27 protein-coding genes are annotated in these 23083 nt (G+C 44.0%); all 27 read left to right on the top strand.

The features are described 5' to 3' along the window. The first annotated feature begins 11 nt into the window (after positions 1-11). The 27 genes from rpsA (at position 12) to H9659_RS01180 (ending at position 23051) form a co-directional block, all read left to right on the top strand. Positions 12-1151 carry a 30S ribosomal protein S1 gene (rpsA, locus tag H9659_RS01310; protein WP_191688108.1) on the top strand — a complete coding sequence of 380 codons (1140 nt, stop codon included), beginning with the start codon at positions 12-14 and terminating at the stop codon, positions 1149-1151. Between the two features lie 112 nt (positions 1152-1263). Beyond that, complete coding sequence (der, locus tag H9659_RS01305) at positions 1264-2574, top strand: ribosome biogenesis GTPase Der (protein WP_191688107.1); 1311 nt, start codon at positions 1264-1266, stop codon at positions 2572-2574. A gap of 27 nt (positions 2575-2601) precedes the next feature. Next, entirely contained in the window at positions 2602-3618 is a 1017-nt protein-coding gene (locus tag H9659_RS01300) for an NAD(P)H-dependent glycerol-3-phosphate dehydrogenase (protein ID WP_191688106.1), read from the top strand. 72 nt (positions 3619-3690) lie between these two features. Next, positions 3691-3876: a DUF2768 domain-containing protein gene (locus H9659_RS01295; RefSeq protein ID WP_225217614.1), complete on the top strand. Its 186-nt coding sequence runs from the start codon at positions 3691-3693 to the stop codon at positions 3874-3876. A 4-nt stretch (positions 3877-3880) separates the two neighbouring features. After that, positions 3881-4600: a hypothetical protein gene (locus H9659_RS01290; protein WP_191688104.1), complete on the top strand. Its 720-nt coding sequence runs from the start codon at positions 3881-3883 to the stop codon at positions 4598-4600. A gap of 81 nt (positions 4601-4681) precedes the next feature. Next, entirely contained in the window at positions 4682-6160 is a 1479-nt protein-coding gene (gene spoIVA / locus H9659_RS01285; protein ID WP_191688103.1) for a stage IV sporulation protein A, read from the top strand. A 154-nt stretch (positions 6161-6314) separates the two neighbouring features. Further along, positions 6315-6587 carry an HU family DNA-binding protein gene (locus H9659_RS01280; protein WP_191688102.1) on the top strand — a complete coding sequence of 91 codons (273 nt, stop codon included), beginning with the start codon at positions 6315-6317 and terminating at the stop codon, positions 6585-6587. A gap of 158 nt (positions 6588-6745) precedes the next feature. After that, positions 6746-7309 carry a GTP cyclohydrolase I FolE gene (gene folE / locus H9659_RS01275; RefSeq protein ID WP_191688101.1) on the top strand — a complete coding sequence of 188 codons (564 nt, stop codon included), beginning with the start codon at positions 6746-6748 and terminating at the stop codon, positions 7307-7309. 73 nt (positions 7310-7382) lie between these two features. After that, positions 7383-7604: a trp RNA-binding attenuation protein MtrB gene (mtrB, locus tag H9659_RS01270; protein ID WP_025784889.1), complete on the top strand. Its 222-nt coding sequence runs from the start codon at positions 7383-7385 to the stop codon at positions 7602-7604. Positions 7605-7655: 51 nt separating this feature from the next. After that, positions 7656-8372 carry a heptaprenyl diphosphate synthase component 1 gene (locus H9659_RS01265; protein ID WP_191688100.1) on the top strand — a complete coding sequence of 239 codons (717 nt, stop codon included), beginning with the start codon at positions 7656-7658 and terminating at the stop codon, positions 8370-8372. A 22-nt stretch (positions 8373-8394) separates the two neighbouring features. Beyond that, positions 8395-9090, top strand: a complete 696-nt coding sequence (locus H9659_RS01260) for a demethylmenaquinone methyltransferase (protein ID WP_191688099.1) — start codon at positions 8395-8397, stop codon at positions 9088-9090. Positions 9091-9116: 26 nt separating this feature from the next. After that, positions 9117-10091: a polyprenyl synthetase family protein gene (locus H9659_RS01255; protein ID WP_191688098.1), complete on the top strand. Its 975-nt coding sequence runs from the start codon at positions 9117-9119 to the stop codon at positions 10089-10091. A gap of 99 nt (positions 10092-10190) precedes the next feature. Further along, positions 10191-10637 carry a nucleoside-diphosphate kinase gene (ndk, locus tag H9659_RS01250; protein ID WP_025784884.1) on the top strand — a complete coding sequence of 149 codons (447 nt, stop codon included), beginning with the start codon at positions 10191-10193 and terminating at the stop codon, positions 10635-10637. Between the two features lie 74 nt (positions 10638-10711). Next, positions 10712-11482, top strand: a complete 771-nt coding sequence (locus tag H9659_RS01245; protein ID WP_191688097.1) for a CheR family methyltransferase — start codon at positions 10712-10714, stop codon at positions 11480-11482. A 114-nt stretch (positions 11483-11596) separates the two neighbouring features. Next, the gene (aroC, locus tag H9659_RS01240; protein ID WP_191688096.1) at positions 11597-12778 is read left to right on the top strand and encodes a chorismate synthase; all 1182 of its coding nucleotides are present in this window, start codon (positions 11597-11599) and stop codon (positions 12776-12778) included. A gap of 3 nt (positions 12779-12781) precedes the next feature. Beyond that, positions 12782-13924: a 3-dehydroquinate synthase gene (gene aroB / locus H9659_RS01235; protein ID WP_191688095.1), complete on the top strand. Its 1143-nt coding sequence runs from the start codon at positions 12782-12784 to the stop codon at positions 13922-13924. Then, entirely contained in the window at positions 13884-14249 is a 366-nt protein-coding gene (gene aroH, locus H9659_RS01230) for a chorismate mutase (RefSeq protein WP_191688094.1), read from the top strand. The genes aroB and aroH overlap by 41 nt, the downstream gene beginning before the upstream one ends. A 25-nt stretch (positions 14250-14274) precedes the next feature. Further along, positions 14275-15366: a histidinol-phosphate transaminase gene (gene hisC / locus H9659_RS01225; RefSeq protein WP_191688093.1), complete on the top strand. Its 1092-nt coding sequence runs from the start codon at positions 14275-14277 to the stop codon at positions 15364-15366. A gap of 4 nt (positions 15367-15370) precedes the next feature. Beyond that, on the top strand, positions 15371-16483 hold the full coding sequence (locus H9659_RS01220; protein ID WP_191688092.1) for a prephenate dehydrogenase: 1113 nt from the start codon (positions 15371-15373) through the stop codon (positions 16481-16483). A gap of 14 nt (positions 16484-16497) precedes the next feature. Next, positions 16498-17805: a 3-phosphoshikimate 1-carboxyvinyltransferase gene (gene aroA, locus H9659_RS01215; protein ID WP_225217582.1), complete on the top strand. Its 1308-nt coding sequence runs from the start codon at positions 16498-16500 to the stop codon at positions 17803-17805. 38 nt (positions 17806-17843) lie between these two features. Next, the gene (locus H9659_RS01210; RefSeq protein WP_191688091.1) at positions 17844-19115 is read left to right on the top strand and encodes a tetratricopeptide repeat protein; all 1272 of its coding nucleotides are present in this window, start codon (positions 17844-17846) and stop codon (positions 19113-19115) included. 1 nt (position 19116) lies between these two features. Then, positions 19117-19671, top strand: a complete 555-nt coding sequence (locus H9659_RS01205; RefSeq protein WP_191688090.1) for a ReoY family proteolytic degradation factor — start codon at positions 19117-19119, stop codon at positions 19669-19671. 49 nt (positions 19672-19720) lie between these two features. Further along, the gene (locus H9659_RS01200; protein ID WP_191688089.1) at positions 19721-20167 is read left to right on the top strand and encodes a DUF2487 family protein; all 447 of its coding nucleotides are present in this window, start codon (positions 19721-19723) and stop codon (positions 20165-20167) included. 186 nt (positions 20168-20353) lie between these two features. Next, positions 20354-20857: a QcrA and Rieske domain-containing protein gene (locus H9659_RS01195; RefSeq protein ID WP_191688088.1), complete on the top strand. Its 504-nt coding sequence runs from the start codon at positions 20354-20356 to the stop codon at positions 20855-20857. A gap of 22 nt (positions 20858-20879) precedes the next feature. After that, the gene (gene qcrB, locus H9659_RS01190; RefSeq protein WP_039041767.1) at positions 20880-21554 is read left to right on the top strand and encodes a menaquinol-cytochrome c reductase cytochrome b subunit; all 675 of its coding nucleotides are present in this window, start codon (positions 20880-20882) and stop codon (positions 21552-21554) included. A 41-nt stretch (positions 21555-21595) separates the two neighbouring features. After that, positions 21596-22360 (top strand): menaquinol-cytochrome c reductase cytochrome b/c subunit, encoded by a 765-nt coding sequence (locus tag H9659_RS01185; RefSeq protein ID WP_191688087.1) that lies wholly within the window; start codon positions 21596-21598, stop codon positions 22358-22360. Between the two features lie 73 nt (positions 22361-22433). Continuing rightward, positions 22434-23051: a DUF1405 domain-containing protein gene (locus H9659_RS01180; protein ID WP_404828939.1), complete on the top strand. Its 618-nt coding sequence runs from the start codon at positions 22434-22436 to the stop codon at positions 23049-23051. Positions 23052-23083 lie beyond the last annotated feature (32 nt).

Below are 23083 nucleotides of genomic sequence, written 5' to 3'. Positions count from 1 at the left end.
GAGGACTACATATGACTGAAGAGATGAATGTAGAAGCAATGGACGGATATAACGAAGGAGATCGCGTGACAGGCAAAGTGACAAAGATTGAAGATAAATCTGTCACAGTAGAAATTTCTGGAGCACCATTTGACGGCGTGATTCCAATCAGTGAATTATCTAGTCTTCACATTGAAACAGCATCGGATGCAGTAAAGGAAGGCGACGAACTGGAACTTTCCATCATTAAAGTTGAAGATGATGCTTTCGTATTATCGAAACGAAAAGTGGATGCTGAGGATGCTTGGGATACATTGGAAGAACAATACAATAATGCTGTCACGATTACAACAGAAGTGAAGGACGTTGTAAAAGGCGGTCTTGTAGTCGATCTCGGAGTGCGTGGGTTCATCCCTGCTTCACTAGTCGAAGATCACTTTGTTGAATCATTTGAAGAATACAAAGGACGCACAATGGACTTTAAGATTGTGGAAATGGATAAAGAGAAAAACCGATTGATCCTATCACATCGTGCTGTTATTCAAGAAGAGAAATCTTCTAAAAAAGAGGAGATCCTAGCAGGTCTCCATGAAGGTCAAGTCCTTGAAGGTACAGTTCAGCGGATCGCTTCATTTGGTGCGTTTGTAGATTTAGGCGGTGTGGATGGTTTAGTCCACATTTCACAAATTGCCCATGGCCACGTTGAAAAAGTTTCTGATGTATTGAAGGAAGGCGACAAAGTCGAAGTGAAGATTTTGGCGGTGGATCGTGATGCTGAACGAATTAGTTTATCGATCAAAGATACGCTAGCTGGACCTTGGGAAGGGATTGAAGACAAAGCCCCTAAAGGTGCGGTGCTCGAAGGAACAGTGAAGCGTCTTGTTTCTTATGGTGCTTTTGTGGAAGTGTTCCCGGGAGTGGAAGGTCTTGTTCACATCTCACGCATTTCCCATGATCACATCGGTACTCCAAACGAAGTACTATCTGAAGGGCAGACCGTGGAAGTGAAAGTATTGGATGTCAATCCGGACGACAAACGTCTGTCTCTCAGCATTAAAGATTTGACTGAAAAAGAAGATGACACATACGATGGCTATGAAATGCCTGAAGAACCGTCCGGATTCTCTATTAGTGATGTCATCGGAGACCAGTTGAAAAAGTTCTCAAACTAATAAGGTTCGCGAACCTGTAACAACTGTATTGAAAGAGATGGCTCTTTTTTGAGCGCCATCTCTTTTTTTTGTGTATAATATGCAGAAGATAGCTTGGAAGGATGAATGACTAATGAGTAAACCAACAGTAGCCATCGTAGGACGTCCGAATGTCGGTAAGTCCACGATTTTTAACAGAATTGTCGGAGAGCGTATTTCGATTGTAGAAGATGTTTCCGGAGTGACGCGGGATCGAATTTATAGTGCAGCAGATTGGCTGTCCCACGAATTTAATTTAATTGACACAGGTGGAATTGATATTGGAGATGAACCGTTTCTAGTCCAAATTCGTTTGCAAGCTGAAATTGCAATTGAGGAAGCGGATGTGATCATCTTCCTTACAAACGGTCGGGAAGGTGTGACCGATGCTGACGAGCAAGTTGCAAAAATCTTATACAAAACAAAAAAACCAGTCGTGCTTGCCGTCAATAAGGTGGACAACCCTGAGATGAAGGATATGATATATGATTTCTATTCACTCGGTTTTGGTGACCCACATCCTATTTCAGGAGCACATGGTCTAGGACTGGGAGATCTCTTGGATACGGTTGCGGAGAATTTCCCTGATCCGACGGCAGAAGAAATCGAAGAAGATGTCATTCGTTTTTCTTTGATTGGTCGGCCGAATGTTGGGAAATCGTCTTTGGTCAATGCGCTGCTCGGTGAAGAACGCGTTATCGTTAGTGACGTTGCAGGTACTACAACTGACGCGATTGACTCTTCATACGAATACGAAGGACAGAAGTTTAAAATTATCGATACAGCAGGAATGCGTAAAAAAGGGAAAGTTTATGAAAACACGGAGAAATATAGCGTACTCCGTGCCTTGAAAGCGATCGATCGTTCTGATGTAGTACTGATCGTCATAAATGGCGAAGAAGGGATTCGTGAGCAGGATAAACGAATTGCCGGTTATGCAGAAGAAGCGGGGAAAGGGATTCTCTTCGTTGTAAACAAGTGGGATGCCCTTGAAAAAGATGAAAAAACGATGAATCGTTTTAACGAAGATATCCGTAAAAACTTTTTATTCCTTGATTATGCACCGATTGCTTACGTGTCTGCAAAAACCAAGCAGCGAGTTCGTTCCTTGTTTGACATGATCATCACTATCAGTGAAAGCCATTCGATGCGTATTCAATCAAGCGTACTGAACGAAGTGATTGAGGATGCAATTGCAAGAAATCCGGCACCTACAGACAAAGGGAAACGTCTCCGTATTTATTATTCAACACAAGTTGCCGTCAGACCGCCGGCATTTGTTGTGTTTGTAAATGATACGGAATTGATGCACTTTTCGTATGAGCGATTCCTTCGTAACCGTTTGCGTGAATCATTCGGATTTGAAGGGACGCCGATTCGGATTATTACCCGGGCTAGAAGTTAACGAAACTGTATGAAAGGATGAGGTAACGTGAAAAAAGTCTCTGTAATTGGTGCGGGAAGCTGGGGAACAGCCCTTGCATTTGTTCTTGCTGAAAATGGACATGACTGTCTGATCTGGGGCAGAAGACAAGAGCAGACCACTGAGATAAACGAGCAGCACACCAACAAAGCCTACTTGAAAAATTGTCGGCTGCCTGAATCATTGAAAGCCAGCTCTGACCTTGGACAGGCTGTGGAACATGGGGACATTCTCGTAATTGCTGTTCCTACAAAAGGGATGCGTGAAATCGGTTCTCAGCTGAATGACTTGATCCGACAACCGAAACTCATTGTACACGTTTCAAAAGGGATTGAACCGGACTCGCTCAAGCGCATTACGGAAATGCTGGCGGAGGAAATACGTCCAGAAGCGCGTGAAGGTCTTGTTGTGCTCTCTGGACCATCTCACGCTGAAGAAGTCGTGTTGCGTCATCCAACGACTGTAACCGTAGCGTCTGAGGATGAGGAAGCAGCGAAAACTATTCAGACGCTTTTCATGAATTCTTACTTCCGTGTCTATACCAATGAGGACGTTCTGGGCGTTGAACTAGGGGGCGCCCTTAAGAATGTGATAGCATTGGCTGCCGGGATCACGGATGGCTTGAACTATGGAGACAATGCCAAAGCGGCTTTAATCACCCGGGGGCTAGCTGAAATTACCCGTCTTGGTGTCAAAATGGGTGCAAATCCTTCCACGTTTTCGGGACTCGCTGGCATGGGGGACCTGATTGTCACATCAAACAGCGTCCATTCACGTAACTGGAAAGCAGGAAATATGCTTGGAAAAGGCCACTCTCTTGCAGAAGTGACAGAAGGCATGGGGATGGTGATTGAAGGCGTCCGCACCACCAAAGCCGCTCACCAGCTGGCGAAGCAATATGACGTCTCTATGCCGTTGACAGAAGCCTTATTCTCTGTTTTGTTTGAAGGTCATGAACCTAAGGAAGCAGTGGACTGGCTAATGAATCGCGGGAAAAAGAACGAAACTGATGACTTCTCTAACTGAACCAGAGTCTGCTTTTTTTATGCATAAATTTACGATTGGAAGGAATGACGTACTTTGTCCTCGCTGGATAAAATGTGGCTGTCTTTTTACGCCATGGGTTTCATGATGATCTCAATGGGACTCATTCATGTTAGCCGCACCAAATTAACAAATAAGCTTTTAAAGATAGTATTTGCAGTCATCGCCTATGGCTTGTTGATCTTTTCATTCTTTGCAATGATCTATCTTGTCTTTAACGGACCTACAGGAGGCGCATGAATCTATGAAAAGAGCGCTACTTCTTCCTATAATAGTGATAATTTCTGTTTTTTTATCAGGATGTATGTACCCCCAAGATGAAGTGGAGAGCCAGCAGACGCCTTATGAGGATCAGCTGGAGACTGTGCAAAAAGCGGTCGATACGTTCCAAGGACAGTCGGGTGGTCTATTGCCGATCAAAACAAAGGATATGGCTACGGATCAATATATTAAGTATCCAATCGATTTCGCCAAAATCGTTCCGTCATTGACAGAGAAAATCCCGTCAAATGCTTACGAACAAGGCGGTATTTATCAATATGTATTAATGGATGTAGAAGAAAATCCAACAGTTAAACTCGTGGATTTGCGTGTAGCTGAGCGGATTAGGGAACTGATTTTGCGGAAAACGGTGAATGGAGTACTTCCTTTCAAAGACGCTATACAAGAAGGTGCGAATGTCTACGAAGTGGACTTTAAAAAAATGGGGCTTAAGGAACCATTGACTGTAGAAAGTCCTTATTCGGATGCTCAGCTACCTATCGTTGTAGGTGGAGACGGGAAATTCTATATCGATTATTCCATCGACTTGACCCGGGTTTTGGAGAAGGAAAAGCCATCTGTAAAGCCGGGAGACGATATCCGTTACTTGCTTTCGGACAATCATCCGATACTGCCTGCCTATTCGTTACCATACACTGTGGACGAAAACAATGAACCGATTTTCATGAAATCTTCTAAATGAACAAAAACGTTTCATGCATTTATGCATGAAACGTTTTTTGTTTTCATAAACTACTATGCGTAGAAAAGGAGGACGATGGAAATGAAAGAAGAACTATATGAAAACTTAGCGAGACGAACAGATGGCGATATTTATATCGGAGTGGTAGGTCCTGTTCGTGTCGGAAAATCCACTTTTGTTAAACGTGTCATGGAAGAAGTAGTTATCCCCAATATGAGTGAGCAGGCAGATCGGACCCGGGCGCAGGATGAGCTTCCTCAAAGCTCTCCAGGACCAGTCATTATGACGGCTGAACCGAAATTTGTCCCTGCGCAAGGCACTGCAGTTTCGATAGGAGAAGGGGAGCTCTCTTTTCAAATTCGGCTGGCTGACTGTGTCGGGTATGTCATTGACGGTGTAAAAGGCTATGAAGATGAGGATGGTCCTAAATATGTCCATACTCCATGGCACAATGAACCGATTCCATTTGAAGAGGCTGCACGTATAGGCACAGATAAGGTCATCAGGGATCATTCAACAATCGGGATCTTGCTCACAACCGACGGTACCGTTAATAATATTCCTAGAGCCTCTGCAGAAGCTGCAGAAACGGAAATCGTGTCAAAACTGAAAGAAATCGGTAAGCCGTTTGTCATTGTTTTGAACTCGAAAATGCCAGCTCATGAGAAAACGGTTCAGCTGAAACAACAATTACAAGAAGAGCATGGTGTCCCTGTCATTGCAATTAGTGCGGATCAGTTGAATGCGCAGGAAATCCAATTGATATTAAAGGAAGCTCTTTATGAGTTTCCGATTACTCATATCGATCTTCAAAAGCCTGACTGGATGGATGTATTAGGATCGGAGCATTATTTGAATGCAAATATTGATAAAATAATCAATGAAGGATTTCTGGAAGCATCCAAGATCCGTAAAGTCCAACAGCTTGCAGAACGGTTGAATGAAGAGGATTACATTAAACACGCCGAAGTTATCGAGGTAGATGCTGGAAAAGGAAGGGCCATCCTGGACTTGAAAATAGATGAACAAACATATTTAGGTGTTTGTGAGTCCTATATGGATACCGAGATGAAAACAAAGAAAGATTGGCTGGTGTTCATACAAGAAGCGGTCAAGGCGAAAAAATCCTATGATATGTTTGCTGAGGCGATCGAAACTGCTAAAAAGGATGGGTATGGTGTGGCCCTTCCGACCATAGCGGATTTCCAGCCGACACAGCCAGAACTGATCAAGCAAGATTCGTTTTATGGGGTTCGCATGAAAGCGACAGCTCCAGCATTGCATGTCATCAGGATTGACATGGAAGCGGAATTTGCGCCGCTCATCGGCTCCGAATTCCACAGTCATCACTTGTTGAAGGAGCTGAAAAACGCTTATCTGCACGACCGTGATGCGCTGTGGGAAACACAATTATTCGGAACACCTCTGCATGAAGTCATGAAAGAGAGTATTCGATTCAAGACGTCCGCCGTCCCTTCAAGCGCTCGTAGAAGACTGCGTGAAACCATTGAAAAAATGGTGAATGAAGGAAATAAAGGTATGGTGACGTTCATCGTCTAAGGAGTGAAGATCCGTTAATTGCGGGTCTTTTTTCTGTTTTTGGAATATCCAAGCAAGACTTGGATTACAATATTGTTGCACCGCAGAAATGGTTATGTTACTCTTTTTACAGTGTTAAAGAGGTTTTACAAACGTTTGAGAGGAGGTGAACGAGATGAACAAAACTGAATTGATCAACTCCGTAGCAGAATCAGCAGGTCTTTCTAAGAAGGATGCAACAAAAGCTGTTGAAACTGTTTTCGAAACAATCCAAGACGCTCTTTCAAAGGGTGAGAAGGTACAATTGATTGGCTTCGGTAACTTCGAAGTACGCGAGCGTGCTGCTCGTAAAGGCCGTAATCCTCAATCTGGAGAAGAAATTGAAATCGCAGCTAGCAAAGTTCCTGCATTCAAAGCAGGTAAAGCATTGAAAGATGCTGTAAAGTGAGTTCAATTACATAGGAGCCCGTCAGAAGCCCTTATGGGATAAGCTGACGGGCTTCTTTTCCGTTTCTCGGGTGAAATTCCGAGCCCTCAACTGTACTGAATGTAAGGAGTATGCTACTATTTTGAAAGACTAGATGTGCATCAGAGGAGGTTCCATCGATGGAAGAAGTGAAATTGGAGAAAATAGAACAAGCGGTCACGATGATCCTCGAAGCGATTGGTGAAGATCCAGAACGTGAAGGATTATTGGAAACACCGAAGCGCGTCGCAAAAATGTATGCTGAAGTGTTCGCAGGAATGGCGGACGACCCTCGTATGTATTTTGAAACAGTTTTCCATGAACAACATGAAGAAGTCGTGTTAGTGAAAGATATCCCTTTTTACTCGATGTGTGAACACCATCTCGTTCCATTCTTTGGTGTCGCCCATATTGCATACATACCCCGTGACGGCGTGGTGGCAGGTCTCAGTAAATTGGCGAGAGCTGTTGAATCCACAGCTAAGCGTCCTCAATTGCAGGAGCGAATTACAACTACTGTAGCAGATGCCATGATGGAAATGCTGAAACCGCTCGGTGTTTACGTCATCATCGAAGCAGAACATATGTGTATGACGATGAGAGGTATAAAAAAACCAGGAGCGAAAACCATAACAACCGCGGCCAGAGGGATTTACGAACATGATGATGTGAAAAGATCGGAAATTCTTTCCCTTGTAAAGTAAGGTCGCGGTCCTTTGCGAATCGCCGTTTAACTATGATATGATAGGTGAGATATGAAAGACAGGAGAGAGAATTATGACTGCACCGGATTACATCGTCATTAAAGCAAAAGAAGATGGTGTCAGTGTTATCGGGTTAACACGTGGTAACGACACGAAATTTCATCATACGGAAAAACTGGACTGTGGAGAAGTGATGATTGCCCAGTTTACGGAACACACATCCGCTATGAAAATCCGTGGGAGTGCAGAGATAACGACTGCACACGGGGTTGTCTCCAGTGAAGAGAGAGCATAACAGCAACCTGCATCGTTCACTTGTCAGATGCCTTGGAATGGAGAAACGGTGATGAACAGACACGAACTGAATTCAATTGTAGAAAACTATATTAGCGACTTGCAGTACGCACTTCGTGAATCCATTCTCAAACGGGAAATCGGTCTTTTTCCAGTAGACGCCGTGAAAGCATTTTTTCTTTTGCTGCCCATTGTGAACGAAGGGATCGAGGATGACAAACTTAAAAAGATTACATTATCCCTTGGAGCGATTCACGCTGCACTTGATGTCCACGATCGCATTGAAAGCGCCCAAGCGACCTCTGCTGAACAACAGCTGACTGTACTTGCGGGGGATCATTTCAGCGGAATCCACTATCGGATTTTAGCGGAAATTGGTGAGTTCGCATTTATTCGCGAATTGTCTCAAACGATTGCCCATATTAACGAACAAAAAACTGCATTGCACCACGAACGGCACAAAACCGGTCCGATTTTACTGGAAAGGTTAAAAGTCATCGAATCAGGGTGTATTGCTGCATTTTACAAATCATATGGATTTGAGAGTTATCTGGAGCTTGCGGAGACTGTGTTAACTATAGGACGACTGGATAAAATGGGGAAATCCAACGAACAGCAAGCATTCGTTATCGACGGACCCATTATCCAACAAGCATCGGATTTGCTCTTGCCTAAGCTTCAGCAAGAGCTGGAACAGATGGATTCGCTGCACCCGATACTTCGAGAGCTGATTCAAGAGCTCGTGAACTCGATGAAATCGCTTAGCTGACATTGAAAAGAGGAGATACCACTTGAGTCAATCTAAAGAACAGAAAGTCCATTCTGTATTCGAATCGATATCGACAGACTATGACAAGATGAATTCTGTCATCAGTTTTAACTTGCACAAAAAATGGCGTGCTGACATTATGGAGCGCATGAACGTAAAAGCGGGATCCAAGGCTCTGGATGTCTGTTGTGGAACCGCTGACTGGACCATCTCTATGGCGCAATCAGTTGGCAGTAAAGGAGATGTGACAGGGCTGGATTTCAGCAATGCCATGTTGTCTTCGGCAGCTCCTAAAACGGATAAGTATCCTAACATTACCTTAGTTCAAGGGAATGCGATGCAGCTGCCATTTGAAGACAATACATTTGACTATGTAACAATCGGTTTCGGCTTACGGAATGTGCCCGATTATGAAACAGCATTGAAAGAGATGTTCCGTGTCGTAAAACCCGGTGGCATTGTTGCGTGCTTGGAAACTTCTCAATCAGAGATTCCTGGTTACCGTCAATTATTCAGACTTTACTTTAATTACATTATGCCTGTATTCGGAAAACTGTTCGCGAAAAGCTACAATGAGTATTCTTGGCTTCAAGAATCTGCTGATGAGTTCCCAGGCCGTGAGGAATTAGCTCAGCTATTTAAGTCTGCTGGATTTACTCGGGTCGATTATCGTCCTTATAGTGGCGGGGTAGCTGCGGGACATATCGCGATCAAATAATAAGCAGGCGGGAGAAGGGAATCATTTTGGAAAAGTTGAAGGCAATGGCATTATATACCGATTTCCGAAAGGAACTCATCTATATCGAGAAAGAGCTTGAGAATGCCGTTCAATCGGATTCTCCGCTTATTCAGCAGGCATCCATGCATTTGCTGAGAGCTGGAGGAAAGAGGATCCGTCCAATTTTCGTATTTCTTTCTTCCAAGTTCGGAAATTATTCGATGGAAACAACTGCGAAAGTTGCCGTTTCCTTGGAATTGGTTCATATGGCTTCCCTCGTTCATGACGATGTCATTGACAATTCGAATATGAGAAGAGGACGCAAAACCGTAAAAGCGAAGTGGGATAATCGGGTTGCTATGTATACTGGTGATTTCATTTTTTCACGCGCGTTGACATCGATAGGTGAAATCGAAATGGCTTCCGTGCATCGATTATTAGCAGATACGATGCTCGAAATCTGTAAAGGTGAAATCATCCAATTTGATTACCAAAGAAGAACGGACCAATCGTTCCGGGATTATTTGCGTCGGATTAAACGGAAAACGGCTCTGCTCCTTTCCTCCAGCTGTGAGTTAGGTGCCTTGATTTCCAATGCTGATGATGAAGTGGTCCGCAGACTTAGAAACTTTGGATATTATGCGGGGATGGCCTTCCAAATTGTCGACGATATACTAGATTTGACTTCATCGGACAAACAGTTAGGAAAACCAGCTGGTTCTGATCTGCTGAATGGGCATCTGACGTTACCTATTCTGTACATACGAAACGAAACAGCATTCCAACCATACTTGGCTAAAGCGTTCGATGGAACGTTATCGGAAAAGGAACGCGCTGAGATGCTGCGCTATATTCGAGAGAGCGGAGCGATTGAAAAAGCCCATGAAGTAAGTGATTTGTATTTGGAAAAAGCAACAGCTGAGATTCGGTCGTTACCAGATGGTGATGCGAAAAAAGCGTTCGAACAAGTTGCTGACTTTCTTGCAAAACGAACTTTTTAAATTCTCGCGGAAAAAGAAAAAATTGAAAGATCGCTTGAGCTTTGGTACGATCAGTAGGGGTAATCCCGATTTGTCACTATGAAGGAGTGTATTTGAATTATGGAAAAAACATTTTTAATGGTAAAACCTGACGGCGTACAACGTGGTCTAATTGGTGAAATCGTAAACCGTTTTGAAAGCAAAGGATATCAGCTCGTTGGAGGGAAATTGATGACAATTTCTCAAGAGCTTGCAGAGCAACATTATGGGGAGCACAAAGAGCGTCCATTCTTCGGCGAGCTTGTTGACTTCATTACATCTGGTCCTGTATTCGCTATGGTATGGGAAGGCGAAAACGTCATCTCTACAGCACGCCTTATGATGGGTGCTACAAACCCTAAAGAATCAGCTCCAGGAACAATCCGCGGTGATTTCGCAGTCACTGTCGCAAAAAACATCATCCACGGTTCAGATTCACCAGAATCTGCAGAGCGTGAAATCGGTTTGTTCTTTAAAGAAGAAGAACTTTCTTCATACGAAAAAGTAGTAAACAGCTGGATCAACTAATACAAAGCAAAAACAGCCTAGCGGGTTCCGCCGGCTGTTTTTGTTATACATAATTGCTGGATGGAGGTAGACAATTGTCCGATTATACGAAATTTATCGCCAGTGTCAAACAAAAAACAGGAATCGATCTATCTCTTTATAAAGAAGCGCAAATGAAAAGACGTCTCACTTCGCTTTATGAAAAACGAGGATGTAACAACTTCACAGAGTACTTTGAGCTGATCCGCAATGATCGATCCATGATGGATGAATTCCTGGACCGAATGACGATAAATGTATCTGAATTTTACAGGAACTCTCAACGATGGGATGTCTTAAACAAAAAGATTCTCCCTCAGCTTTTGCAGAAAACTAAAAAGTTGAAGTGTTGGAGCGCTGCTTGTTCTACGGGGGAAGAACCGTACTCTATGGCGATGGTGTTGTCCAATCACCTGCCATTGAGAGAGATATCGATTTCTGCGACCGACTTGGATAATGGGGTGCTCGAAAAAGCCAAAGTCGGCCTTTATCCGGAGCGATCTTTAAAAGAAGTGCCCCTAGATGTGAAGCAAAAGTATTTTAAGCAAGAAGGACAGTTTTTCCAAGTGACAGACGAAGTGAAGAAAACCGTCGTCTTCAAACAGCATAACTTGCTCGATGATGCCTATGGAAATGATTTCGACTTAATTGTCTGCAGGAACGTAATGATTTACTTTACAGAAGAGGCGAAAGATCAAATATACACGAACTTTGCTAAAGCGTTGAAACCCGGTGGAATTCTTTTCGTAGGAAGTACTGAGCAGATTTTCAGCCCCGAGCGTTATGGGCTGGAATCGGAAGACACCTTCTTTTATAAGAAAATATGAAAAATCCGGACTTTTCCGGATTTTTTTGTTTAAACAAGTAGTCAACTTTGCTGTAGTTTGGTAAAGTGCTAACAATGGTTGCATTTCAGCAAGTATTAAAAGGGGGATTTCAAGATGAGAGTATTAACTGCTGGGGAATCGCACGGTCCGGAATTGACCGCAATTATTGAAGGATTACCGGCGCAGTTGCCGTTGACAGCTGAAATGATTACTAGGGAATTGTCGCGTCGCCAAGGCGGGCACGGCAGAGGACGCAGAATGCAGATCGAAAAAGATCAGGTAGTTATTTCATCTGGTGTCCGCCACGGGAAAACACTCGGATCACCTGTGACGTTGACAGTTGTCAATGATGATTGGAAACATTGGACATCCATTATGGGGGTTGAACCTCTTCCCGAGGACGTCCGGCCCGAAGATATTAAACGTCAGATCTCGCGTCCGCGGCCTGGTCATGCAGACTTAGTCGGAGGCATTAAATACGGGCATCGAGATCTTAGAAATGTACTGGAACGTTCTTCAGCACGTGAAACAACGATGCGCGTTGCTGCCGGTGCTGTAGCGAAACAATTCCTGCGTGAACTCGGTATCCATACGATGGCGCATGTTGTCGAAATCGGAGGGATTGTCGCTGATTCTGCTTCATCTGCTGAGCTTTCAATGGAGGAGATCCGTGCACGTGTGGAAGCCGATCCTGTGTACTGCGTAGATCCTTCAGTATCACAAGCCATGGTGGACGCAATTGATGATGCAAAGGGCCGTGGTGACACCCTGGGTGGCGTTGTGGAAGTAGTGATTGAAGGATGCCCGCCAGGTATGGGAAGCTATGCGCAATTTGACCGCAAGTTAGACGGACGTCTTGCAGCTGCAATGATGTCTATCAATGCGTTCAAAGGCGTTGAGTTTGGTATCGGCTTTGAAATGGCAAAACGCTTCGGAAGTGAAGTGCATGACGAAATCATGTGGTCCGAAGAGAAAGGCTATTACAGAAAAACAAATCGTCTTGGCGGTTTGGAAGGCGGGATGTCAACGGGTATGCCGATTGTCATCCGGGGCGTGATGAAACCGATCCCTACGTTGTATAAGCCGCTGGAAAGTGTGGATATTGAAACAAAAGAGCCATTTACTGCGACTATCGAGCGGTCAGATCCATGTGCGGTACCAGCAGCGTCAGTAGTTGCGGAGCATGTGATTGCGACTGAGTTAGCAAAAGTGATCATCGAAGAATTCCGCTCTTTTGAAATGGATGGACTGAAAGCTGACCTTGAGCAATATCGCCTTTACGCAAAGGAGTTTTAAGCGATGAAACAACTCACCGTTAAAACAATGAGCACTTCATACGACGTCCATATAGGCGGAGGGGTATATGTCCTCTTTGCCACGGAATACAAAGAGTTACTGCAACATGCGGACAAAGTCGGGATTTTTGCAGATGCGACAGCGGCATCATACCATCTGGAGAAACTTGAACAAGCGTTACAGGCCGCCTCTATTCCTTTTGTGCTGCATATGCTTCCGGGGGGAGAAGAGAGTAAAACACCAGCCAGTTTCATGAGTTGTCATTCGTTTTTGCTCCAGCATCAATTCACAAGACAATCTGTTTTAATTGCATTCGGGGGGGGAGCATGTGGAGACCTGACAGGTTTTGTAGCTGCGACTTTCATGAGAGGGATTCCTTTCCTCCAATGCCCAACTACAATACTAGCTCACGATAGCGCTGTTGGTGGGAAAACTGCCATTAACATGCCTGAAGGGAAAAACATGGTCGGTTCGTTTCATCAGCCGGCGGGCGTTCTTTTCCGGCCTGACTTATTTACGACATTGCCGGAACGGGAAGTCCGTTCCGGCATGGCTGAGCTTCTAAAGCATGCAATGATATCGGATGATGACTGGACGGAGTCACTGCTTCTGAATTCTGACTTCCCGCACTTTTCAGCGGAAATGTTATCGACTGAGCTCCTCAAAGGGATTCGTGTAAAGGCGGATATTGTGGCACAAGACGAATTTGAACAAGGCATGCGGAAGTTCTTGAACTTCGGTCATACGCTTGGTCATGCTGTGGAAGCCTACTTTGGATTCGGGAAAGTGAGTCATGGAGAATGTGTCATGATCGGTATGGCATATAGTCTCCTGTTGAGTGAAACCTTCGGAAGCATTTCACCGGGATTCACAAATCGCTTCATTCGTTTTGCTGACCATTCAGGTTATCCGGTACAAGCAATTGTAGACGTCGAATTCAATTCACTTTTGCAATTCATGAAAATGGATAAGAAGGTATCTGCAGGTGAATTGGTGTTCGTGTTGCTTCACAGTCCAGGAAATCCATTTACACAAAAAGTTTCAGAACGACATTGTGAACAGGCGTACCATGAATTGATCTCTCGTATAAAGGAGGAAGTGTTACATGACTGTAAGAGGAATAAGGGGAGCAACAACCGTAAGTGAGGATGAACAACAAGCTGTTTTGGATGCAACCGAACAATTGGTTCAGACAATGGCGATTGAGAATGACTTGAAAGCAGATGATATCGTTTCAGTACTCATCTCCACGACTATCGACGTGCAATCTGCATTTCCTGCAAAAGCGGTCCGTACAATTGAAGGGTGGACCTATGTACCTGTCATGTGCATGCATGAAATGGATGTACCTGGGGGGATGCCGCTTTGTATACGTGTACTTATGCACGTCAATACAGAAGTTGCGCAACAAGACATCATTCACATTTATCAAAATGACGCAGTTAAATTAAGACCTGATCTTAAGAAATAGTACAGCATTTAGGAGGAACTCGCTTATGAATTGGAAACCAGCATTGGCAACTATGAATCCTTACAAACCAGGCCGCTCTATTGAAGATGTCCAAAAGGAATTTGACTTAAGTGAAATTGTGAAACTTGCATCTAACGAAAACCCCTATGGTTGCGCGCCTTCCGTCCGGAAAATTCTAGACAACCCGGGAATTCAGATAGAAATGTATCCTGAAACTTCTTCTCCTCCGCTAAGAGCGAAGCTTGCAAAGAAATTAGGTGTGGATGAATCCAATGTCATCCTCGGGAACGGGTCAGACGATATCATCACGATCATTTGCCGTGCACTCCTGAACCGGGAGTCGAATACATTGATGCCAACTCCTTCATTTCCCCAATACGCACATAACGCAAAAATTGAAGGCGCTGAAGTTCGTGAAATTCCGTTAGTGGATGGACAGCACGATCTAGACCGTTTCTTGCAGGAAATCGATTCTTCAACAGCAGTCATTTGGATCTGCAGCCCAAATAATCCGACAGGTGATCTCATCCCATCTGAACGCTTAAAGAAGTTTTTGGATGCAGTTCCCCGTACGGTTTTGACTGTTTTGGATGAAGCATACTTTGAATACATAACGGAGGAGAGTTATGAAGATCCAATTCAATGGCTATCCGAATACCCGAATCTCATGATTTTACGGACATTCTCAAAAGCATACGGGCTGGCATCATTCCGTATCGGATATGGAATCGCTTCAACTGAAATCATTACAGAACTTAACAAAGTGAGAAATCCGTTTAATACGAGTTCGCTAGCTCTTCTAGTAGCGGAGCATGCTCTGGCAGATCAGGCATTCATTGATGAATGCCGGCTGGAAAACGAGAAACAGCGGAAACGTTTCGTACAGTTTGCAAAAAAACATAACTTGCACATTCACCCATCTGAAGCGAACTTCGTCTTGATTGAAGTTCCGATGGATGCCACTGAAGCAGCAGACAAGTTACTGCAGCAAGGCTTTATCGTAAGAAGTGGTAATTTACTTGGCACCCCGAAACGGGTCCGGGTCACAATCGGTTCCGAAGAACAAAACAACGGGTTCTTCAAAGCGTTCGAAACACTGTTGACAAATAGAGGGTAATATTATGACAACTAATGTATCTATCATTGGGCTAGGGCTGATTGGCGGTTCCCTGGCATTAGCGTTGAAACGCAATCCTGAAATCGTCATTACAGGATTTGACCGCTCTTATAAATCTGCAGACGAAGCATATCGGAGGGGCATTATCGACTCTGTTGCACCTTCTGTCAAAGCCGCGGCAAAAGAAGCGGATTACCTTATATTCGCTGTACCTGTTGCTGCAACGGCACAATTGTTACATGAAGCTGTATTATGGGATATGAAACCGTCTGTTATTGTAACGGACACTGGAAGCACCAAACAACCAATTATGAGTGCAGCAAAAGGTTTGATCAGCAAGGGGATTACCTTTATTGGCGGGCATCCGATGGCGGGGTCTCACAAAAGCGGGATTTCAGCAGCTATCGAGCATCTATTTGAAAATGCCTATTATGTGTTAACCCCCCCAGAAAGCTGTCCGCCTGATGACCTTGAGCGTTTAACATCCTTGTTAACCGTGACACAAGGGAAATTAGCTGTGCTGGATGCATCGGAGCACGATCGTATGACTGCCGTGGTTAGCCATTTTCCGCATATTATCGCCTCTTCTCTGGTGAACTTACTGGCTTCACAAGAACAGAGGCAGCCGTTTGTCCGGAGATTGGCTGCTGGTGGCTTCCGTGATCTTACTCGAATCGCATCCGCGGATCCAGTGATGTGGCGTGATATTACTGTGCAAAACAAAGAAGAGCTAATAGGTCAGCTCGATAGATGGCTTTCTGAAATGCAAACAGTACGGGAAATGTTGAAGAATAATGATCCTGGTTCGATTCAACAGTTTTTCGATGAAGCGAAACAGTTTCGTGACCATCTCCCATCAGTCACTCAAAATGAAGTTCAAGGCGCTCTGTATATGCAGTTTGATCTTCATATAGATGTTCCCGACCATCCAGGGGTGATTTCTGAAATCACACGCATCTTGGCTGAGAAAGAGATTAGTTTGACGAATATCCGAATCGTTGAGACGCGAACAGATGTGTATGGAATTCTCGTTATCAGCTTCCGTTCACCAGTCGAACGAAACCAGGCTGCACAAGTGCTCGAGCAAGAAACCGAGTACTCTATGCAAATACTTTGACGGAGGTGCTATTTATGGAGAAAATAGACATGATCACAGCTTCCTACGAAGGGGATGCTTTGAAGGGGACTATTCGAGTTCCCGGCGACAAATCGATTTCCCATCGTGCTGTTATGCTTGGGGCAATTGCAAAGGGTACAACGACTATTAGTGGTTTTCTCGCGGGAGAAGATTGTCTTTCAACGATACGGATTTTCTCTCAGCTTGGAGTGGATATCGAGAGGATCGGCACAGATGTAACCGTTAAAAGTCCAGGAATTACTGGGTGGAAAAATCCGGTTGAAGCATTGGATGCTGGAAATTCAGGTACGACCGCCAGGCTATTGCTTGGCATTCTCGCTGGATCGAACGTCACTGCAGAAGTTACGGGTGACCGTTATTTGTGCAAAAGACCGATGCGTCGTGTTACAACCCCATTAAAAGAAATGGATGCTAGATTCGAAAGTGACCATGAAACAGGGACGTTACCATTGACTGTAAAAGGCACTCAGCTTAAAGAGATGTCGTATAATATGCCCATTGCTAGTGCTCAAGTGAAATCAGCAATTTTATTTGCCGGTCTTTCAGCGCAAGGCACGACGACCGTTACTGAAAAAGCTGTTTCACGTGACCATACAGAACGCATGCTTCGGCAGTTTGGAGCCAACGTCCAATCAGAAGCAACCTCAGTCTCTATTGTGGGTGGACAATCTCTTCAAGCATGTGACGTGAAGGTGCCAGGCGATATTTCTTCAGCAGCCTTTTTCATGTGTGCAGCGGCTATGGTATCGGGAAGTTCCCTAACATTTCAAGATGTCGGACTCAATCCAACTCGGACTGGCATTATCGATGTCCTGGAAGATATGGGGGCAAAGGTATCCATTAAAGAGACTGTTGGGGGAGAAGGCGAACCATACGGTGAGCTAACAGTACAATCATCTGATTTACGTGGGGTTGAAATTAGCGGTTCACTAATTCCCAGGTTGATTGACGAACTTCCTGTGATCGCATTGCTTGCAACACAAGCAACTGGGACCACAATCATTAAAGACGCTGAGGAACTTAGGGTGAAGGAGACAGACAGGATTGAAGCTGTTTGTTCAGAATTACGAAAATTGGGCGCTTCGATCGAGCCGACCCCCGACGGGATGCGGATTACAGGACCGACAAAACTTAAAGGTACAATTCTTAGCTCTCATGGGGATCATCGATTGGGAATGATGGCTGCCATTGCATCATTAGTGACTGAAGGACCTGTACAGATTGAAGATGCTTCTTGTATCAATGTTTCCTATCCTGGTTTTTTTGATCATCTTAATTCATTGACACAGTCGAAACACTGAAGTTTTTTTGTATACAACGTGTTAAAAAAGGAGAAACTATGGAGCAGGTACAACAGTTAGAAAAAATGATTATGAATGGCAATCTGCAAGCTGTTGAAGAAACAGTTGAGCAACTTACAAAAAGTATTGAATTCGATGCGATTTATGACAGTGCCACTCTTTTGATGGAGTACGGCCTCGTTCCGCAAGCGGATCAATTATATGATGCTTTACTCACACATATGCCGGATGCTGGTCAGTTGAAAATCGATCGTGCAGAAGCGTTGATGGCATTGGGAAGAGAAGACGAAGCATTGTTACTGCTGACGGATATCCTTAAAGAAGAAGAGGAATATCTCCAAGCGCTTCTGCTCTTAGCCGATTATTATCAAACCATCGGAATGGCAGAGGTTGCACTTTCGAAAATTGATGAAGCGGAGGAGCTTGCTCCGGAAGAGCCGGTCATCCGTTTTGCGAAAGCGGAACTTCTGCTGGAAAGTGGTAAATATTCAGAAGCTGTCCGTCTCTATTTACAGCTGAGGGAACGTGGACTGGATGAGGTGGGAGGCACTTCACTGGAATCGCGTATTGCAGAAGCTTACAGTGCCGGTGGTGCTTATGAAGAAGCGGTTCCTTATTACGAGTCACTGCTGAAGGATGGTAAAGTACTTCCGGATACACTATTTGGCGCAGCTTATAGCCAATATCAAAGTGGAAACTCCCAACCAGCTTTGCGTCATTTAAATCAGCTGATCGAAATGGATCCTGATTATTTCTCCGCATACATGCTGGCAGGTCAGGCGAGTCTTTTGCTGGAGGAAAATGAAAATGCTCTCACTTTCTTCACAGAAGGAATACGAAGGGACGAATTCGACAAAGAACTGCATCTCGCAGCAGGCAAAGTAGCTCTGAAGCTTGGGCGGCCGGGAGAAGCAGAACGCTTTTTGGGAGATGCTCTAGCCTTAGATCCTGAATATGTTGAAGCCCGTATCTCGTTAGCATCTTTGTATGAGCAACAAGAGCACTACGAAAATCTTCTTGAACTTCTTCAAGATACATCCGAAGAACAGTTGGAAATCCCTTTACTTGCAGCATTCAAGGCATATGCTGAAGAGAATCTGGAACATTACACGGAGGCATATGATTCTTACGTTCAGGCATACACTGGCATGAAGGAAGATCCGGAATTTCTAGAAAGATACGCTAAGTTCTTGCTAGAAGAAGGGAAACGATCAGAAGCGGTGAACATCGTAAAGGAATTGATGGTACTAGTACCGGATCTCCCCGAATGGGCATCATTTCTAGAGGACCAGGAAGAAGAGGAGGCGTAAGATGGAAGCCATGATTCCTGTCGCTGCCAAAAAAGATTTCATTAGGTGGTTTTTAAAGCGCTATCGTTTAAAGCGCCGGGAATGTGTCTGGATTTTGAATTACTTATTGAGCCACGAAAAGATTTTGAGGAATGTCCATTTTACAGATGACGCACATTTTTGTCCACGGGCGATGGTGATTTCTACAACGGACTCGAATGGTGTGCCATTCCGTTTTTACAAAGGGAGCCTCATGACAACCGACGCAGAAAAATCGTTCCATGATCTCCGATTGCATCCGGATGAAAAAATGTTCATTCAACTCAATTTCCTGAAAAGCAATAGTTCACCACATTATGCGAGCGTGCTGGAAGATAATCCGTATTTCCCACTGGATCAGCAAGTCAGTGAACGCGATCGCCAAATTGCTCAACAGTTATTGAAGGAAAGTATGACAACGATGACCAAAGAAACACTCCTGAAACATGTCGATGAAGCCCTGGATGCTAATGATGAAGAACAGTTTCTGGCATTGTCCGCTGTGTTGAAAGAATTAAATATTTTAGAAGAACGTTGACTCTGTCTTTCGGGATGGAGTCATTCTTCTCCACGAAAGGTTGGATACGATGAATTGGAATGCTTCCGATATGAATTTATTCTTGCAGCAAAAAGAATACATAGACACGTTGGTTGTGCCACTTATTAAGGTTGAAACAATTGAAGAGAGAATGAAAGCGAGCGCATCCTCCACAGATTTCCTTATGAACTTAGTAGACTATATTGAACTGCAATTCAAAGGGAGAATCATGGTATCGCCGCCATTTGCCTATACCCCTTCCATGGGGCTGGAGCAATTAGGTGAAGTGTTAGCGGAAGACTTCTCTCAATCTTCTTTTAAGCATGTCATGTATCTTACGACAGACCCCGATTGGACAAGCATTAAAATCCAAGGGAAAATATTATGGCTCCCTTCTATTCCAATTGAACATATGGATGATCGGTTAAAACAATCCATATTGGAAGACCAGTTGAAGCAGCTTTTGCCCCAGTTGACGGAGGAATGGAGAAATTAGGAAATCAGTAGAAAGATTTGTGAATTTTAATTGAGAAAAATTCATTATTTGTTCACAAACACGAATCCTGCGTAAATGCAACGTTGAATTTCAAGTGGTGGTAGGATATTATAGATATGTCCTAGTATTAACAATTAGCAAAAGTATGTCCGTTGGACTGACTTTGGAGTAAGAGGAGGGAAATGAATGAGCAGCAAAGTGTCTAGACGCCAATTCCTTAACTACACATTGATGGGTGTCGGCGGATTCATGGTTTCAGCAGCAGCAATGCCGATGATTCGCTTTGCAATTGACCCGGTATTAGCATCAGCAGATGGTGGCGATTATGTCCCGACTGACCAAAAAGCGGATGATGTTACAGAAACGCCAGTGCGTGTCGATTATACGATCAAAGATCGTAAAGATGCTTGGTACAAATCAGATGTTTCAAACACTGCTTGGGTTTATAAAGATGGTGATAAGATCATCGCATTATCCCCTGTGTGTAAACATTTAGGTTGTACAGTGAACTGGGCGGGCGATGAATCACATCCTAATCAGTATTTCTGTCCATGCCATGCAGGCCGTTATGAAAAGAATGGTAAAAATGTTGCTGGAACTCCACCATTGGGTCCACTCGACCAATATGAAGTTGAAGTTATTGACGGTTTTGTCCATCTCGGTAAAACAATGCCGAACACATTAGTCTAATTAGTCAGGGGGTACAATCAAATTGATGAACAAAATTTATGATTGGGTCGATGAACGGCTTGATATCACCCCGATTTGGCGCGATATCGCTGATCATGAAGTACCTGAACACGTAAACCCCGCACATCATTTTTCTGCATTCATCTATTGTTTCGGAGGATTGACTTTCTTCGTTACGGTAATCCAAATTCTATCTGGTATGTTCCTAACTATGTATTACACTCCGGATATTGAAAATGCTTGGAAATCCGTTTATTATCTTCAAAATGAAGTTGCTTACGGAGAAATCGTGCGTGGTATGCACCACTGGGGAGCCTCTCTCGTAATTGTAATGATGTTCCTACATACATTACGTGTATTCTTTACAGGTGCTTATAAGAAGCCACGTGAATTGAACTGGGTTGTCGGCGTTCTCTTGTTCGTTGTCATCTTAGGTCTAGGATTCACTGGATACTTATTGCCATGGGATATGAAAGCTCTATTTGCTACAAAAGTAGGAATTGAGATTGCAGCATCTGTTCCATTTATTGGTGAGTGGATTAAGATTCTTCTTGCGGGTGATGCAACAATCCTAGGAGCACAAACGCTAACGCGGTTCTTTGCGATTCACGTATTCTTCCTGCCTGCAGCACTTCTTGGATTGCTTGCAGCTCACTTTATCATGATCAGAAGACAGGGTATCTCCGGACCACTATAAAACCGGATTTCACCATGATTTCTCACTAAGGAGGGAACAAGATGCAACACGGAAAAGGCATGAAATTCGTTGGTGATTCGCGTATTAAGGCGAATCGGAAATCCAACGTACCTAAAGACTATTCCGAATATCCGGGTAAAACGGAAGCCTTCTGGCCAAACTTCCTCTTGAAAGAGTGGATGGTCGGTGCGATCTTCCTAATCGGTTATTTGATTATTACACTTGCGCATCCATCACCGCTTGAGCGTCAAGCGGATCCGACGGATACGACTTACATTCCTCTTCCAGACTGGTATTTCCTTTTCATGTACCAGTTGCTGAAGTATGAATTTGCCTCTGGTCCATTCAACGTCATTGGAGCGATTGTAGTTCCAGGGCTTGCAGTTGGTGCGTTAATGCTCGTTCCTTTCATGGATACTTCAAAAGAACGCAGCCCTTGGAAGCGTCCTTTGCCAACAGGCTTTATGCTTCTGGCGTTTGCGGCTATTTTCTATCTCACATGGGAATCTGTTGTGAACCATGACTGGGAAAAAGCAAAAGCTCAAGGAGCTATTGTTGAAGAAGTTGAATTTGATACAGAAGCTGAGGGGTATAAGATCTACCAAGGTTCCAGCTGTATCGGGTGTCACGGAGATCAGTTCCAAGGTGGATTGGGTCTTCCACTGACGGATACTGGACTTACACCGGAAGAGATTGAAAAAATCGCCCATGAAGGTATTGGAACAATGCCGGCAGACCAATGGGATGGTTCCGATGAAGACTTGGCGACTATGGCTGAGTTCATCTCGAACCTAGGTAAAGAATAACAAGAAAGGAGTCAGGAAACTGACTCCTTTTTTATACATATATTCGCATTCTGCAGGGCATGGAGTGATCGGTTTGCAACTTGCAATAACTTGGATAAAAATGATGTTGTTCAATAAATCCTTCTTATGGATATTATTGTTCATTAATATTATAGGAACTGTATACGGCTACGATTGGTATATGTGGCAATTGGAAATTACAGAACCGATTTTTTGGATATTTGTGCCGGATAGCCCAACAGCTAGTCTGTTTTTCTGTTTTGTGATCATTGGATGGTTGCTGAATACTAATTTCAGATTATTCGAAGCACTTGCGTTCATCACCTTAGTAAAATATGGTGTATGGGCAGTAGTAATGAACCTACTCACATTGAACGAAACCGGTTCGATCGGTGCGGCAGGATGGATGCTTGTCATCTCCCATGGTGCCATGGCTCTTCAGGGCGTCCTATATTGGAGGAACTATAAATTCGGGCTTATCTCGATTATGTTAGCGGTCATTTGGACGTTGCATAATGACGTGATCGATTATGTTTTCGGGCAAATGCCTATTTATGGTGACCTCATGAAGTTCATCGACAATATAGGCTATTTCACTTTTTGGTTATCCATCGGGTGTATCGCGCTTGCGGTATGGAATTGGAAGCGCCGTCATAAAATTGTAACAGTACAAACACAACAAGTATCTTAAAAGTTGCGAGTCACTTTCCGGCACTTTAAAAT

It is taken from the genome of Sporosarcina gallistercoris, from assembly GCF_014836415.1.
Lineage (GTDB): Bacteria > Bacillota > Bacilli > Bacillales_A > Planococcaceae > Sporosarcina > Sporosarcina gallistercoris.
This window is presented reverse-complemented; position numbering and strand designations above follow the sequence as displayed.